Genomic DNA, 14,300 nt, shown 5'->3' with positions numbered 1-14,300 from the left:
TCATGCCGTTGTCGCGCTCTCCAGCAGGTTTTCGACAACGTTAACGATATCACCGACCGTGCGTACCGCTTTAAACTCTTCAGGCTTGATTTTGATGTTTGTTTGGCGCTGTAAATGCACGATCAAATCAACCGCATCAATACTATCAAGGTCAAGATCATTGGCGATATGGGCCTCTAATGTGATTATTTCAGCGTCAAGCTCGAACAGTTCGACCATCGCGACTTTTATCAAAGCAAAAATATCATGCTGCTGCATACAAAGATCCTCATTTACGCCAATTGTGATTGAATAAAGTTCGCTAGAGCATGAACTGACGAAAAATGCTGTTTCGTCTCAGGATCATCGCCATTAATCACAACATTAAAGGTTTTCTTTATCGCTAAGCCCAATTCAAGCGCATCGATTGAGTCCAAATTTAGCCCATCGGCAGAGCCAAACAAAGCTTCATCAGTATCAATATCATCTACCGTCAAATCGTCTAAGGCTAGCGCGTCAATAATCAGTTGCTTAATTTGCTTTTCAAGGTCTTTCATTTACATAATCCTTTACTACATAAAACCTATTTTCTACTATCGGCTTTAAAGCGACATTAAAATAGTTAGTTAACTTTCTCGCCGCCAACGGCGTCGTTTTCGAACTTTCAATAATTGGTACTACAGATTCAACATCACAAACCCACAAATCAAAGCAAGCTCTGGTTTTAGGAACATCATACCAAGCTACACCTTTATTTAGTGTTAATGGATAGCAGTTAATCTGCACACGCTGAATGTTTGCATTACAACGAATGGCTAATTGGGCCGCCCCACGTTGACAGACAATATTTTCATTTGGAACTGTTCTCGTTCCTTCTGGGAATACTAACAGTTTTCTTCCTTGGGAAATTTTACTCTGGCATAACTGCAGAAGGTCATCACTATTATTAGGAATATAACCTGCCATTTTAACGACATGTCTAACGAACGGGTTGTGCCACAACTCTGCCTTGACGATACAATCACATTGGCGCAATTGAGAGATAATAATAACAACATCAATTAATGTTGGGTGATTAGCGACAACTAAACACCCCTCACCAACAACCAGCTTATTTCCATTCTCAATCTTCAGATCAATAACGCCGAGCGCAACCATAAATTTTACGAACATCTCAAATGAAAATGAAATGATATATTGGCAAGTATATTCCCTATTTCTACTATCTCGGACAATTATCCATACCGTAGGGAAAATAACATATGATAAAAAAAGTCCACCACAACCGAAAAGAGCGAAGGATATTCCATAACGTAGCTGGCGAAAAAAATGACTCATTAGCAGACTGCCGTTCGCTTAAAAGCCAAACTGAACTGCTGACCAGACAAGATAAAATTACCTTGCTGACTCTGACAACTCAACTTCTCATGCTCTTTTATGCTATCGTTTTGTATTTCAACAGAATAGGCGCCTCCTGGCTTAAGAAGCAGCGCAACTAACCCTTGATTACTCGTGCCTTCACTTGCGTGGTAAACCTTTGGCAGACTCTCATCAGCACAAATGACTAACACCTTTACCAACGGATCTGTTTTCAAACGAGAAATCGCTTCTGTCACTGCCATTAGCAGTGAATCACTGCCTGCAGAAATAGTAGTAAAGGGTATTTTAGCGCCAGAAGAAATAGTTAAAAGCCCAGGTGCTGTACTATATACAGATTGAGAAAATTGCATTGGAGATAGCTCATCTTCATTAGCAATCGTCCCCAACAATTGTGTTGTTCGCTTAATTTCACCATAACGCGATGCAAAAACAATATAGTTAGGACAGCATTGATTAATCAAACCAGAAAGCAACAGCACAGAACGAGATAAATCACTACTTCTACGCCATATTGAGCGTGGAATATCATTATCTTCGATAGATAACCGACTATTACCCCTAAATACTGATGCAATACCATCCTGGCATTCACCATCAGAATAAAATTCTATATCTACGTTCATATCCCTAATCAAACAATCAAAATTCCATTCCTAATGCGACTTGTGATATTAATTCAATTCACAGTGCAAGGTAAACAGAAAAAGTGCACAAATTTGAGCATTGCGAACAGATGGACAAAAAAACAGTCTAACAATGTGATTAGTCAGTTTTGTTTACGCTCCCTCTTTTGATCATTTCTCTTTTATGTAATAGTGCTCAACTAATTTTATTACTATGCTTGATGAATTATTCGTTAAGCCCCAGCATAGCTTTTCAAGTGGTAGAGATGGAACATTATAAAAAGGATTTACTTAACGCCTTAGAGGCAAAAGAGCAAGCACAACGACTAGCCTGCGCCCCAATTGCATTCCACGCCAGCAAGTCATTACGTGATTTAGGGATACTAACGTTATTTTTAGAAAACGATGGCACAATATCTTTAGACGACCTCAATGCTCAATTAGATATTTCTCCATATGGCATAAAAGTTCTTCTTGATATGGGGCTATCGTCTGGTTTATTCACTTTCGATGACAACAAATATACCCTCACCCGATTAGGCGCATTTATCGAGTTCGACCCTATGACCAGGGCTAACATGGATTTTGTTGCCGATGTCTGTTATTCGGGTATGGCACACCTTTCTGAATCAATAGAAAAACAGCAGCCAGCAGGGCTTAAATGCCTTGGCGATTGGCCAACGGTATATGAAGGGCTTAGTCAACTGCCCGAGCAGGCCAAACAAAGCTGGTTCGCCTTTGATCATTACTATTCTGACCGCAGTTTTCCTTTGCTTTTAGAGCGAGTGTTTAGTCGCTCAGTTAAGACCTTGTGTGATATTGGCGCAAATACTGGAAAATGGACGCGCAAATGTTGCGAACATACATCAGAGCCCCACATCACCATGGTGGATTTACCACAACAACTTGCTGTGGCGAGTAAAAATTTGGAAGAAGCAGGATTTAAAGATAGAGTCACTGCCTATCCATGTGATTTACTCGACACGGACAACACCTTACCTGAAGGGCAAGATGTCTATTGGATGAGCCAATTCCTTGACTGTTTCGGTACAGAAGAAATTGTCACTATCCTCTCTCGCGTTGCAAAGGCAATGCGTCCAGACTCTGTCGTATACATTCTTGAGCTATTCCCTGATAGACAAACATATGAGTCTGCTGCTCATACACTAAATGCAACAAGCCTCTATTTTACCGTTATCGCCAATGGTAACAGTCGCTTTTATATGAGTGATGATTTCCTTCCTTTGATCGATCAAGCCGGACTTAAGATTGACAACGTGGAAGATAATATTGGCCTTGGTCACTCTTTGGTCACGTGCTCACTAAAATAGACAGCATGTTCGCAACTATGGAAGGCGCAGAGTTTGGGCGAATGGCTCTTCCTCCGCTATCACCTAGCCAACGTCGCCAACAAGGTAACCGCTTGTTAGCGACATTGTCATCAAGACTAACGGGGATAATCATCTTCCCTAGCGCTTTTTCTCGCGAACCTAACGGACGCCCTGTTTGCGATACGCACGACATTCACGTAAGCCTAAGCCATAGTGGTCAGTGGTTATGTGGCATTGCTGCACTATCCCCTTGCGGCGTAGACATCGAACAAGTTAAACCACAGAGAGATTGGCAAAGCATTTGGCAAGCAGTGCGCTGCGACAAAGAGCCCTTGCACTTAAATACGCCTGAAGAGTTCTATCACTACTGGACCCAAAAAGAGGCGTTATGGAAAGCATATCGGCAACCAAAGCGCACACTATCACAAACTGACACACACGATTGCCATCTGTATTCTTTTGTTCCCCTTCCACACCTGCAACCCAACGGGTTCATCATGACTGCCTGTATAAAGGAAGAATAAATGAGATTAGCACTACGACGAAAGCGCGTAACTACCATCGCAACTGCCACCCGGTCAATTACGCTCGCCTTGTGTACGACACTTCTCTTTGCCAACACAACTTTGGCCTCAGAACTTTTCGTCGGCGCAGGCTTTGGCCCACAACCTGGCAGTGATGAACACAACAAAAGCGCCTTGGTAGATTTTACTTTCTACGATCATATCCGCAGTGAACGGCAAATGCTGAGTTTAGGAAGTAGTTTGACTTATATAAGCAATGATCTAAACGATGACAAACTCACTGCATTTAGCCTTTACCCAGAGCTGAAGTTATTTACTCACCTGTACGGATATAAAAGTTATTTTCATGTCCGCGCATTAGGCCCAACCTGGTTAACGAGCAAACAGATAGGATCTCGTGAACAAGCGATGCACTTTGCATTGCAAGCTCAGGTAGGTGTTGGTGTCTATCTTGACGATGCGCAGCACTATCAACTCAGGCTATTTTACCGCCACTTCAGCAACGCGAATCTTAAACAGCCAAATGATGGCATTGACGTCCCGTTCAACCTGGCGTTAGGCATTAAGTTGTAACTTGTACTTGATATAGAAATGGTATGAAGACAAACGTTAACTTTTATGGCCCTCATCGGAGGGCCATGATGTTATGGCAGCACTAATTACTGCGCCGATTCAATGACCATGTCAGTAATTTCACCAATTAGGCCTGGCTGAATCAGTTGGAAATTAACTGGCTTGCCTGCTTCTTGAATGGCCTTTACATTGTAGTGAAGCTGAGTGTAGTCATCATTCATTTGATAACGAAGCATCGTCTCACCTGACTGTAAATGGTAATTAACCGAGTACTCTGTTGCGTAACCTGCCATCACCCCATTGATTGGCATATTTGGCGCATCTTGTGGAATTTTATACGTGGTCGAATCCAGTTTTACCATACCGTTGATAATACTGGTTGGCTCTTGTAAGTGGCCAAAGAAGTACGTTGCATGAATGAAACGATCTTCTGGGTTGGTGTTACCACCGGTACCTAGGTTTGTTTGTGAAAACTGTTGTTCTTGCTCTCCCCAACCACGCTTTGAACGCTCTACGTTGGCAAGATGCTGATCGTAGTCTGGCTGGTTGGTCATGATATTGTATTCAGCACCGTGCCAAATACGTGAGCCTTCTTCTGCAAACTCAATAATCGCTGAGTCGCCCGTGGCATCTTGCAAGCTAATATGAATAGCGATACGGATTGGCACACCTGGAATGAACTCAGTCTTTGCCGGATACTCAGAGACAAATTCAACCGCTTCTTCTACTGTTGCGAATTGACCTAATAGGTGAGTTAGATAGTGCAGTGTTCCCACCTCACCATCTACATCGCTGTCTTCGGTATGCATACCACGATCATACAAAACGTTACCGCTTAGACCTGCGCTATTCATACCATCAGTAATAAGACCGTAAGTAGTAAGGCCTGTTACGTCATACTTAGTTTTTAGCACTGTGCTATGCGCTAAGTGAGGCGTGTACTCTGAACCTGCAGGCAGGTTTAACAAATGTGGATCAGTTTGCTCAGACCAATCCATTGTTCGGGTAACAAATGTACCGTGACCTTCGGTGTTCCACACCACGCGGCTACAGGCGTCTGCCGTTGCTGTGACACCCATAGTGAAAATACCAGCAATAACGCCAGAAAGAACCTTTTTGTTCATTACAATTACCTTTAGAGTATAAATTACTGGCGGCATTGTACCGTAACCACCTCACCCTAAAAGCCGGTAATGACCGATAGATTCAGTCAAATTTGGTTGGCATAGCTATACCGAAAAGTGCTGCCTAGCTATTTGCTTTATACAATTTATAATCGGATGAGGCTCCAATGTCACTGGATAGAAAAGGCTTAAACCAAACGCAAACTGATTAGCCACTTGCTTGACCTCAAGCTCAAATAGCTCACCTTTCATCACATATGGCTGCGCAAGTTCAGCACTCAGAATGGCCCATCCACCATGCTTGACTAATGTTAGGAGCAGATCGTTATTACTGACGATATGACGGATGGGAGATATCGAAAATAGCTCTGGAAGCGTATCAAAATGGTTTTCACTAATGTACTGCCTTGCGAGCTGAAGGTCTTCCATCGACAGATCATTAAGGTGGCGCAGTTTACTTCGCGCCCCGGCATAGAGCGCCAACTTACCATAGCCTAAAGAGCAGAATTCCATGGTTTGATCTGTTGCCTGTTTATGTCGGTGTTGCATAATGGCGATGCTGTTAGTGCACGACTCTACACCAGAGAACGCCTCGCTGCGATTTCGGTGCAACCAGTTAATTCGCACCTCAGGGAACTTGTGCACAACAGCATGTTCGATTTTTACCGCCATTTCTAGCGGTAACGAAATGTCATGGTAGATATTCAAACTGACCAAATCATCTTGATACAGTGAACTGAGTGATGAACTCAACCGTTCAGTACCTGCCAACACCGTTTTGGCCTGCTTATAAATGTGCTCTGCTGCTGCAGTTGGTGTCGCTTTTTTACCAACAATATGAAATAGCGTCAGCTGGTGTGCCTCTTCTAACGCTTTTACTTGATCGCGAATCGTCGTTCTATCTTTGTTAAGTTTCTTTGCCGCTGTACTATACCCTTGTTCTTCATAGGTCGTACAAAATGCCAGCAGATGTTCATAAGAAAACATGGCAACCTCAATAGCCACTATATTATGATGGTTATTATCCTACATATATGTTGATTTGGCTGCAATCTAACGATCAAGAACAGAGGGAAATGTCGTGATGATCACACGTTTTATTTGAGAGCAACCAATCGTCTCCAGATAATCGACAAAAAAAGAGCCAACACAACATGTTGGCTCCTAATCGTTTAAGCAAAGTGCGTTACAACTATCTCATTAAGCGGAAAACAATTGCGCCTTTCTGTCTCGATTTACCACACAGAAGTTACCACGCTTGGTGCGACATTTTGAGCACCTTTCACACTCTACGGGGGCCCTGTCGCCCTCTTTCCAACGCTTAATCAAATGCGGCTCAGAGAGTAGCGGTCTCGATAGGGCAAAAAATTGGATTTTTGTCGTTTCGGCGATACGTTCGATGGCGTCAATGTCAGTCAGCCCACCCACCGTAATCACTGGCGCACTGATCTCTTGGCTAATAACATCACCATATTCATGAAAGTAGCCTTCTTGTTGAATAGTGTAACCATCAAAAGACTCACCAATCATAGTGTTCGCTTTTCCATGAATATTGCCTGAGATAACGATAGCATCGACCCCAACCGCATCTAACTTTTGGCAAATAGCACGGGTCTCTGCGAAGGTTAAGCCACCATCAAAAAACTCTGATGCCGTCAGTTTAACTAAGATTGGGAAATCGTCACCCACCAGCTTTCTGGTTTCAGCATAGATTTCCATCAAGAAACGCATACGGTTATCTAAGCTACCGCCGTACTCGTCATCACGACGATTATAGTAAGGGCTTAAGAACTGATTAATTAGATAAGTGTGAGCGGCATGAATTTCGACACCATCAAAGCCAGCTTGTTGCGCTCGACGGCTGGCTTTTGCAAACGCCTGAACGATGTAGTCAATCTCTTCTTTTGTCATCGCTTTGCCCAGTGTTTGCGTACCTTTCTCGCACACTTCACTTGGCGCAAAAATGACTCGCTCACCAAGGTTATAGGTCGTTTTCGTGCCACCATAAGCCAGCTGCATAACAATTTTAGTGTCGTGGCGGTGTACTACGTCGGTTAGCTTTGTATATTCGTCAATAAAAGTATCGTTGTAGATCCCAATCATGCCAGCGTTTGGCTTCTCTTCTTCGACGATATTTGCATACCCGGTCACGATCAGGCCCACTTCACCTTGAGCCAGCTCTTCATGAATAGCATAGAGCTTATCTGTCATATGGCCATTATCAGTTGCCATATTTTCCCACGTCGCGCTACGAATGAAGCGGTTCTTTAGGGCCATCTTGCCAATGTGGGCTTCTGTAAACAAAGTATTCAAGTCGAATCCTCTTAATATCATTGTGTGCACAAGGTAAAAAGCGGCATTGCGCTCGATCGCCTTGCGGGTATACCAGACGGGAGTGCAGCATCTATGCAGTATGCTAATCATTTGCCGTGTTACGCTATAAAGCGAACATGGCACAAAAGACAGATGCAAAAAAGCCGCTGTAAAAACAGCGGCTTATTCTAAAGGTGGCGGAGAGATAGGGATTTGAACCCTAGATACGCTATTAACGTATGCCGGTTTTCAAGACCGGTGCTTTCAACCACTCAGCCATCTCTCCGTTATGGGCGGCATAATATAGCCCTTACCCCGAGCTGTAAACCTTTTTTTAGCCACTTCGCGCTAACTGGTGGCAATAACAACAACTCGATGAAAATGACGCCATTTTGTATGAAATGTAACAATATAATAATAGGAAAATGAGCTCTAACTTGTATATCCCGACGTAGTTGATGTCATAAAGTGTCAATTTAATTAGTACTGTTTATCCAAAATTATGCACACTTGAAAACAGTTTATTTCCTGCCAAGGATAATACAATCCTGCATAGCTTAAATTATTATTAAATAAGGTCACCATTTTAACAATATAAACAAAAACAAACTGACAACATTCACTCAACGTTAAATATACTCAAGCATATTACCCAGACCCTTCACCAACACAAAGGGGAAATATCGCCACGAAAGCGTTTGCTAAACCACAAATACGCGATCATGATCACATTGATTTTCCCTGTAATATTAGATATTAGCCTCACTGTAATTTACGCATAAATATCTGTAGTGTTTGACAAAGTAATTAATATTACTGTCACAATGCAGTGCTAAACATAGCGCAAATTGCTTATTTGGATCCGCAACGTATTTATCATACTGCCAACTTGCCAACCAAATAATTAACAAAAAGAAAGGTTTTATCCAACTTTTCACACTTGATGATTTTAGTAATTACCCTTCTCTATAAATTTAGAGTAGGGAAATACAATATATTTTTTCCGCTCTCTCAATCTTGGGAACAAGGTTTGTGAGCAATAAAACTTTTGATTATTAACCACCTAAGTGGTCCTCATGGAGAATACGTAATGAAAAAGAACTTGCTAGCAATGGCTATCGCCGGCGTATGTGGTATCGCAATCGTTCCGGCAGCATCTGCTGTTTCACTATACGAAAACGCTAACGGTGATTACGTATCACTAAATGGTCGTATCGAAGTTGGTGGCTACTTTGGTAAAAGCCACACTGACAGAGGCGACGAGTACACCCACTATCAAGGATTTGCGGATGACTCATTTGGTGATCTAGCATTCAATGCTCGCAGCGGTGATGTTTACGGCCTGCTAGATATCGATTTCGAACGCCAATCTTGGACAGCTGACAACCAATTCCAAATTGTTCTAGATAAATTTTATGTCGGTTGGGAGTTCCTAGACGGTCACTTTGTAGAGCTTGGTCGTAATGATACCGCTTATGATGATGTCTCTGACCTTGGTGATTTCTCTATCGATGGCGCAGTTAGCATTTCTGATGCTGGCGACCAAGATAACACCATCAAATACTTCGGTAGCTTCGGTCAGTGGATTGCGGGTATCTCATACTCACTAGACGGTTGGGATAACTACAAAACTGACTCTCGTGAAGAGTGGGTACTAAACGGTTATGTGGGTTACGCGGCTGATAACTGGACCGTACTTGCTGGTGCTGAAACCTCGAAAGAGTACGGCGACCACTTATCTCTACATGGTGAATACCGTCTGAACGAACTAAGCCTAGGTGGCCTAGTTGCTCTGTTTGATAGCGAAGATGAAAACGCGCACATCTCTAGCGATCACGTATTAGCAGTGCTATCTGCTGGCTATCAGATCACAGACGCAATCGAGCTAGTGGCAACCTACTCTCACATCAATTTTGATGAAGAGTACACCTACGTTGAGAACGGCAAACTGAAAAAGCAAGTAAGTGACAACTGGGTTACTGCTGGCGTTCGCTACGCACACACAGATAACGTAACCCTAGCTGCGGAAATTCTTACGGGTAGTAAAGAAGAAAGCTATGGCTACGGTAAAGTTTACTTCCGTTTCTAAGTACGCGTAAGAACGATACACATATAGTCTCTTGTATGACCACGCATTGGTCACAACAAGGACAAGTAGATAATTAGTCTTTATATAGTAGTTAATTATGAAACTTTTAAAATTATCAGCAATCTCGATGGCGCTTATCACGTCACATGCTTCTGCTGATGTATTTATTTCGCAGCTGATTTATGGTGCTACCAACGGCGAAGCTGCAATCGAAATTGCTAATACGGGCAATCAAGCCGTTACTCTTGATGGTTATGAGCTTCGCAGAGCTTACTTCAGCACAACCAATGACCTTGACCTTAGCGGTCTAACTATCAATCCTCAAGATGTTATTGTACTGGCTGACGAACGTGCGCCTGCAGGGATACTAAATAGAGCTGATGAAACCTATGACGATAGATTTTTTTGGTTTGCATCAGATGCGCCGATTAGCTTAGTTGATGCTAGCGGAAACAAAGTTGACCATGTCGGTTGGGAGTATGGTGATTACTACAAGCCAAGACCCTCTACCTTAGTTCGTGGTGAAGGGGAGTGGCAGGCAAGCACCGAATATAACCCTAAGGGTTGGGTAATGTTTGATGGAGATGATTACACCCACTTGGGCGGTCTGATCGCTCCAGGAGATGGCGAAACCCCTCCTGATGGAAATGTACCAGAACCTGACTATGACTATGAATTCTCAATCGAAGAGATCCAAGGTCACAGCTTTAGCTCTCCTCATCTAGACAAAAAAGTTAAAGTCACAGGCGTAATCACTCATATCCACGCAGATTCGGGTCCTATGACGCGGGGTTTCTACATTCAACAAGAAAGCCCTGTTGATGAATGTGCCTCTAGCGGTCTGTTTGTTTATAACTACAACACAAATGATGTTGAAGTCGGCGACAAAGTTGATGTCTACGGTGTCGTCACAGAATACTATGGCGCCACTCAAATCTCAGGCGCACAGTACGTACCAACAGGTGAGACAGGTATTCATATTGAGCCTACTCCACTGCGTGTTAATACAACGTGTACATATGACGACGTTAACGAAGCGGACAATTTCGAAATTACCCTTGAACGTCACGAGAACATGTTGGTTGAGTTTGACCAAGATGCAGAGATGATCGTTTCACGGACATTCGGCACTGACTTTTCTGTATTTCGAGCAAACATGGTTGCTAGCTATAAAACGCTAAACTTCCACCCCAACCAGCATCATGTACCTGGTTCACCAGAGTCGCATGCTGTACGTAAAAGTAACGAACAGCGTCGAGTGATCATTGAGTCACCAAAAACGGCAAGCAATGGTGTTATTCCTTGGTATCCGAATTTCGGTGTAGATGATGGAACTGGCGCGACCCCGGATTACATCCGTGTTGGTGCCACCTTTGATGGTTTGCAGGGTATTATTGGCTATATGCGAGAAGAATATCGCATGTTCGTTACCAATGAAGCCGATGAAAACACCTTTGACCACACCGGCATTGAGCGTACTGATGCGCCTGATGTAAAAGAGGGTGACATTAAAATTGGTGCGTTTAACGTACTAAACTACTTCACCTCGCCGTTTGGTGGTGCAAACAACCCACTACAACAAAACCGTGGTGCAGATAACTACGAAGATTTTGATGTACAAGGTGCAAAACTTGCCAGCGCAATGCTAGCAATTGATGCCGATATCTGGAGCTTCTTGGAAGTAGAGAACAACGGTTATGACTACATGTCATCGATTACCGAGTTGGTTCGTATGCTGAACGACGAACTTCCAGAAGAGAAGCAGTATGTTGCGATGCGTGATGCAGACAACAAAATCGTTGGTACCGATGCGATCGCTACCATGCTTGTTTTCCGTCCAACGGTATTGAGCTTGGAAGAAGCGCGCATTATTAACCTGCCTGAACAGCATGTGCCGCCACATTTCTGGCCAGCAGGTGTTGAAGCGGGCTCGGCATATCAACGTCATGCGATGACTGGTATCTTCCGCATTAATGGTACCGATGAAGTGATCACCCTTGCCTCTAACCACTTTAAATCGAAAGGTTCTGAGTGTTGGGAAGATTATGATCAAGAAACCGGTGAATACATTGATGATGACTACCAAGGCAGCTGTGAAAACTTCCGTGTTTCAGCCGCATACCAACTGGCTGAAGAGCTAGAAAAGATTGACGGTCACAAAATTATTCTTGGCGACCTTAACTCTTATGCGCAAGAAGACCCGATCCTGATGCTGACCGATACGGTACCTGCTGGTTACGAGATCCGTGCTGCGCGCAACACGTTTGTTAATGGTAAACCGCTACACGGTAACGAAAATCCGGTAATTCATGAACGTTATAACTACATCGATATTATTGCTGAGCTACATCCAGATGGCTTTAGCTACTCATATAATGATGAAGTCGGTAACCTTGACTACACCCTAATTTCACCAAGCCTACGCAAACATGTTGTTGACGCAACAGAGTGGAACATCAACTCGCGTGAATCGACGCTATTTGAGTACCCAACGCAATACACGGGCAAATTCGAGAAGTTTAGAGACCCGTACCGTTCGTCTGACCACGACCCTGCGGTCCTAACCCTTGACTTCCTACCAGAAGTGAAAAAAGGCGAATATGTAGCACTGCCAGACAACCCGATTGGTATGCCTAGTGACAACAACCCAATTGAAGGCGAAAAGCTCACCACGGTTATTGATTTAACCGCGGCAGGTCGTTCGAGCCTGCAAACGGGTGAGATTGTACAAGCGATCATTTCAGACCGCAGCTACTACGATGTGGTTACTTACTCGCGCAGCAACCAAAAAGTGCTAACCGAAGCAGATATCAAACGTGGTTGGGTAGCGTTAGATCTGTACTCTGTGCAACCTGGAGAGAATCGCCTACAGCACCTGATCGATGGTCGCATCGTTATGTCTCGCTCAGTTGACATTGAGGAAGAGAAACCATTCAAACACGGTGGTGCGTTGAACATCTTTGCACTGATCACGCTAATGGCGGCGGCAGCATTGCGCCGTCGCGTACGTGTTGCTTAATATTAATAGGATAGAAAATAATGAAACCTATGTATAAAGTACTCGCGGCTTCTCTGCCTTTGGTATTGGCGGGCTGTGCCCATGAACATGAAGAAGACACCACACGCTTAGTGGTAAAGATCCATACTGATAGTTCAGCACATGAACTGTCATGGAAATTGTACGACTCTGATGCGGAATTGCTACGCACCGGCAGCGGCTACCGCAATAATAGCTACTACGAAATTCCAATGGACTTGCTTCCAGAAGCATATCGCTTTGTTCTTGAAGACAGCGGTAACGATGGTATTTGTTGTACGGATGGCTCTGGTTCGGTTGAGTTAGTTCTCGATGGCGAGCAGATTGCTTATATCGAAGATACCGATCTTGACGGTGAAGTGTTCCTTGATGAACACATTACCCGCTTTACAGTAGGTGGTTACACTAAGCACCTCGCTGCTAACCTTCGCGAAGAGTATATCGATGCTGAAGGCTTTGCTGGGTATGAGCTAAAAACAGCACTACACCAAATCGCTAAAGGCACGCATGATATCCAGTCTGTTGCCCGCGCGAAAGGCTTCATTGCTGAGAACGATCTTGATCGTTACTACGGCGATAAAGAAGCAACACACATTCTAGATATGTTCTCTAAGAACCCAACCGGTGATGACCCATACCAGTACCTTCCTACCGTTGATGAGTGTAGTGATTCGTCAATCGAAGAAGGCGTATGCTACGAGGCAACACCACTATTCCGCACTCAATTGCTGCGCAACAACACAGTAAGAAATCCTATGGATCGTGATATTCATCACATCTTCCCTATGGATTCTGGTGTTAACCATCAGCAGCTGGATAACGGTAGCCCTGCAATACCTTATGGTTATGTCAGTGAGTACTCAAAGCTGTGGGAAAGTCTGAATGGCACACAATATGGTTATGGCGACCATGAGTTGGGCAACCGCAGTCACTTTGTTTTTGAACCTATTGATGAGTTTAAAGGTGATGTAGCGCGTGCTCTTCTTTATCTCGCTGTACGCTATGAAGATGTTATCGAAGTTTGGAGTGACGTGAGCACGTCGAACCAAGCTATTGGACGCATCCTCGATGGCAGCAAAGATCAGGTATTCAATAGCTGGCAGATCAAAACTCTAATGCAATGGCATGAAGAAGATCCCGTTAGCCAAAAAGAGCGCGATCGTAACGATGCGGCTCAAGAGTACCAAGGCAACCGTAACCCATTCATCGATCACCCAGAATTGGTTAACAAAATCTGGCGTACTGAGGGTCACCGCCCATTCAGTGCTGACGAAGACTAAGTCACGGTTTTCTTCGTAACCCATAACGACAAAGGGCACCGATTTCG

General features: G+C 43.8%; 13 protein-coding genes and 1 tRNA gene. 6 read left to right on the top strand and 8 right to left on the bottom strand.

What is annotated here, in order from left to right; all coding sequences use genetic code 11:
• Genes ACKLNH_RS07120 through ACKLNH_RS07105 form a run of 4 tightly spaced genes read right to left on the bottom strand, consistent with a single transcriptional unit; the run spans position 1 to position 1,982 of the window.
• Positions 1 to 258: an acyl carrier protein gene (locus tag ACKLNH_RS07120; protein ID WP_413111559.1), complete on the bottom strand. Its 258-nt coding sequence runs from the start codon at positions 256 to 258 to the stop codon at positions 1 to 3.
• Between the two features lie 14 nt (positions 259 to 272).
• Positions 273 to 536: a phosphopantetheine-binding protein gene (locus tag ACKLNH_RS07115; RefSeq protein WP_413111558.1), complete on the bottom strand. Its 264-nt coding sequence runs from the start codon at positions 534 to 536 to the stop codon at positions 273 to 275.
• On the bottom strand, positions 523 to 1,317 hold the full coding sequence (locus tag ACKLNH_RS07110) for a lysophospholipid acyltransferase family protein (RefSeq protein ID WP_413111557.1): 795 nt from the start codon (positions 1,315 to 1,317) through the stop codon (positions 523 to 525). The genes ACKLNH_RS07115 and ACKLNH_RS07110 overlap by 14 nt, the downstream gene beginning before the upstream one ends.
• Entirely contained in the window at positions 1,317 to 1,982 is a 666-nt protein-coding gene (locus ACKLNH_RS07105) for a beta-ketoacyl synthase chain length factor (protein WP_413111556.1), read from the bottom strand. Before ACKLNH_RS07105 ends, ACKLNH_RS07110 begins: the two co-directional genes overlap by 1 nt.
• 266 nt (positions 1,983 to 2,248) lie before the next feature.
• Here ACKLNH_RS07105 and ACKLNH_RS07100 point away from each other — a divergent pair, with 266 nt between their 5' ends.
• Genes ACKLNH_RS07100 through ACKLNH_RS07090 form a run of 3 tightly spaced genes read left to right on the top strand, consistent with a single transcriptional unit; the run spans position 2,249 to position 4,410 of the window.
• Positions 2,249 to 3,313 (top strand): class I SAM-dependent methyltransferase, encoded by a 1,065-nt coding sequence (locus ACKLNH_RS07100; RefSeq protein ID WP_413111555.1) that lies wholly within the window; start codon positions 2,249 to 2,251, stop codon positions 3,311 to 3,313.
• A gap of 5 nt (positions 3,314 to 3,318) precedes the next feature.
• Complete coding sequence (locus ACKLNH_RS07095) at positions 3,319 to 3,837, top strand: 4'-phosphopantetheinyl transferase family protein (protein WP_413111554.1); 519 nt, start codon at positions 3,319 to 3,321, stop codon at positions 3,835 to 3,837.
• The gene (locus tag ACKLNH_RS07090) at positions 3,838 to 4,410 is read left to right on the top strand and encodes an acyloxyacyl hydrolase (protein ID WP_413111553.1); all 573 of its coding nucleotides are present in this window, start codon (positions 3,838 to 3,840) and stop codon (positions 4,408 to 4,410) included.
• A gap of 86 nt (positions 4,411 to 4,496) precedes the next feature.
• Here ACKLNH_RS07090 and ACKLNH_RS07085 read toward each other — a convergent pair whose 3' ends face one another.
• From ACKLNH_RS07085 to ACKLNH_RS07070, 4 genes are all read right to left on the bottom strand, one after another.
• On the bottom strand, positions 4,497 to 5,534 hold the full coding sequence (locus tag ACKLNH_RS07085) for a linear amide C-N hydrolase (protein WP_413111552.1): 1,038 nt from the start codon (positions 5,532 to 5,534) through the stop codon (positions 4,497 to 4,499).
• Positions 5,535 to 5,639: 105 nt separating this feature from the next.
• The gene (locus tag ACKLNH_RS07080; RefSeq protein WP_413111551.1) at positions 5,640 to 6,521 is read right to left on the bottom strand and encodes a LysR family transcriptional regulator; all 882 of its coding nucleotides are present in this window, start codon (positions 6,519 to 6,521) and stop codon (positions 5,640 to 5,642) included.
• Positions 6,522 to 6,734: 213 nt separating this feature from the next.
• Entirely contained in the window at positions 6,735 to 7,847 is a 1,113-nt protein-coding gene (locus ACKLNH_RS07075; RefSeq protein WP_413111550.1) for an NADH:flavin oxidoreductase, read from the bottom strand.
• Between the two features lie 195 nt (positions 7,848 to 8,042).
• Positions 8,043 to 8,133: transfer RNA gene (locus ACKLNH_RS07070), tRNA-Ser, on the bottom strand.
• An 804-nt stretch (positions 8,134 to 8,937) separates the two neighbouring features.
• Here ACKLNH_RS07070 and ACKLNH_RS07065 point away from each other — a divergent pair.
• The 3 genes from ACKLNH_RS07065 to ACKLNH_RS07055 all read left to right on the top strand — a co-directional run bounded on the left by ACKLNH_RS07065 (position 8,938) and on the right by ACKLNH_RS07055 (position 14,253).
• Positions 8,938 to 9,936 carry a porin family protein gene (locus tag ACKLNH_RS07065; RefSeq protein ID WP_413111549.1) on the top strand — a complete coding sequence of 333 codons (999 nt, stop codon included), beginning with the start codon at positions 8,938 to 8,940 and terminating at the stop codon, positions 9,934 to 9,936.
• A gap of 97 nt (positions 9,937 to 10,033) precedes the next feature.
• Positions 10,034 to 12,955, top strand: a complete 2,922-nt coding sequence (locus tag ACKLNH_RS07060; protein ID WP_413111548.1) for an ExeM/NucH family extracellular endonuclease — start codon at positions 10,034 to 10,036, stop codon at positions 12,953 to 12,955.
• Positions 12,956 to 12,975: 20 nt separating this feature from the next.
• On the top strand, positions 12,976 to 14,253 hold the full coding sequence (locus tag ACKLNH_RS07055; protein WP_413111547.1) for an endonuclease: 1,278 nt from the start codon (positions 12,976 to 12,978) through the stop codon (positions 14,251 to 14,253).
• Positions 14,254 to 14,300: the final 47 nt, after the last annotated feature.

Source organism: Thaumasiovibrio clandestinus, assembly GCF_047250365.1.
Classification (GTDB): domain Bacteria; phylum Pseudomonadota; class Gammaproteobacteria; order Enterobacterales; family Vibrionaceae; genus Thaumasiovibrio.
The sequence above is the reverse complement of the archived record's forward strand: the minus strand, read 5'-3'. Positions and strand labels throughout refer to the sequence as shown.

Excerpts from the sequence above, each read along its gene's own strand:
- ACKLNH_RS07115 (WP_413111558.1), bottom strand. The coding sequence starts at position 536 with ATGAAAGACCTTGAAAAGCAAATTAAGCAACTGATTATTGACGCGCTA.
- ACKLNH_RS07060 (WP_413111548.1), top strand. The coding sequence starts at position 10,034 with ATGAAACTTTTAAAATTATCAGCAATCTCGATGGCGCTTATCACGTCA.
- ACKLNH_RS07055 (WP_413111547.1), top strand. The coding sequence starts at position 12,976 with ATGAAACCTATGTATAAAGTACTCGCGGCTTCTCTGCCTTTGGTATTG.
- ACKLNH_RS07110 (WP_413111557.1), bottom strand. The coding sequence starts at position 1,317 with ATGAGTCATTTTTTTCGCCAGCTACGTTATGGAATATCCTTCGCTCTT.
- ACKLNH_RS07095 (WP_413111554.1), top strand. The coding sequence starts at position 3,319 with ATGTTCGCAACTATGGAAGGCGCAGAGTTTGGGCGAATGGCTCTTCCT.
- ACKLNH_RS07090 (WP_413111553.1), top strand. The coding sequence starts at position 3,838 with ATGAGATTAGCACTACGACGAAAGCGCGTAACTACCATCGCAACTGCC.
- ACKLNH_RS07080 (WP_413111551.1), bottom strand. The coding sequence starts at position 6,521 with ATGTTTTCTTATGAACATCTGCTGGCATTTTGTACGACCTATGAAGAA.
- ACKLNH_RS07100 (WP_413111555.1), top strand. The coding sequence starts at position 2,249 with ATGGAACATTATAAAAAGGATTTACTTAACGCCTTAGAGGCAAAAGAG.
- ACKLNH_RS07065 (WP_413111549.1), top strand. The coding sequence starts at position 8,938 with ATGAAAAAGAACTTGCTAGCAATGGCTATCGCCGGCGTATGTGGTATC.
- ACKLNH_RS07105 (WP_413111556.1), bottom strand. The coding sequence starts at position 1,982 with ATGAACGTAGATATAGAATTTTATTCTGATGGTGAATGCCAGGATGGT.
- ACKLNH_RS07120 (WP_413111559.1), bottom strand. The coding sequence starts at position 258 with ATGCAGCAGCATGATATTTTTGCTTTGATAAAAGTCGCGATGGTCGAA.
- ACKLNH_RS07085 (WP_413111552.1), bottom strand. The coding sequence starts at position 5,534 with ATGAACAAAAAGGTTCTTTCTGGCGTTATTGCTGGTATTTTCACTATG.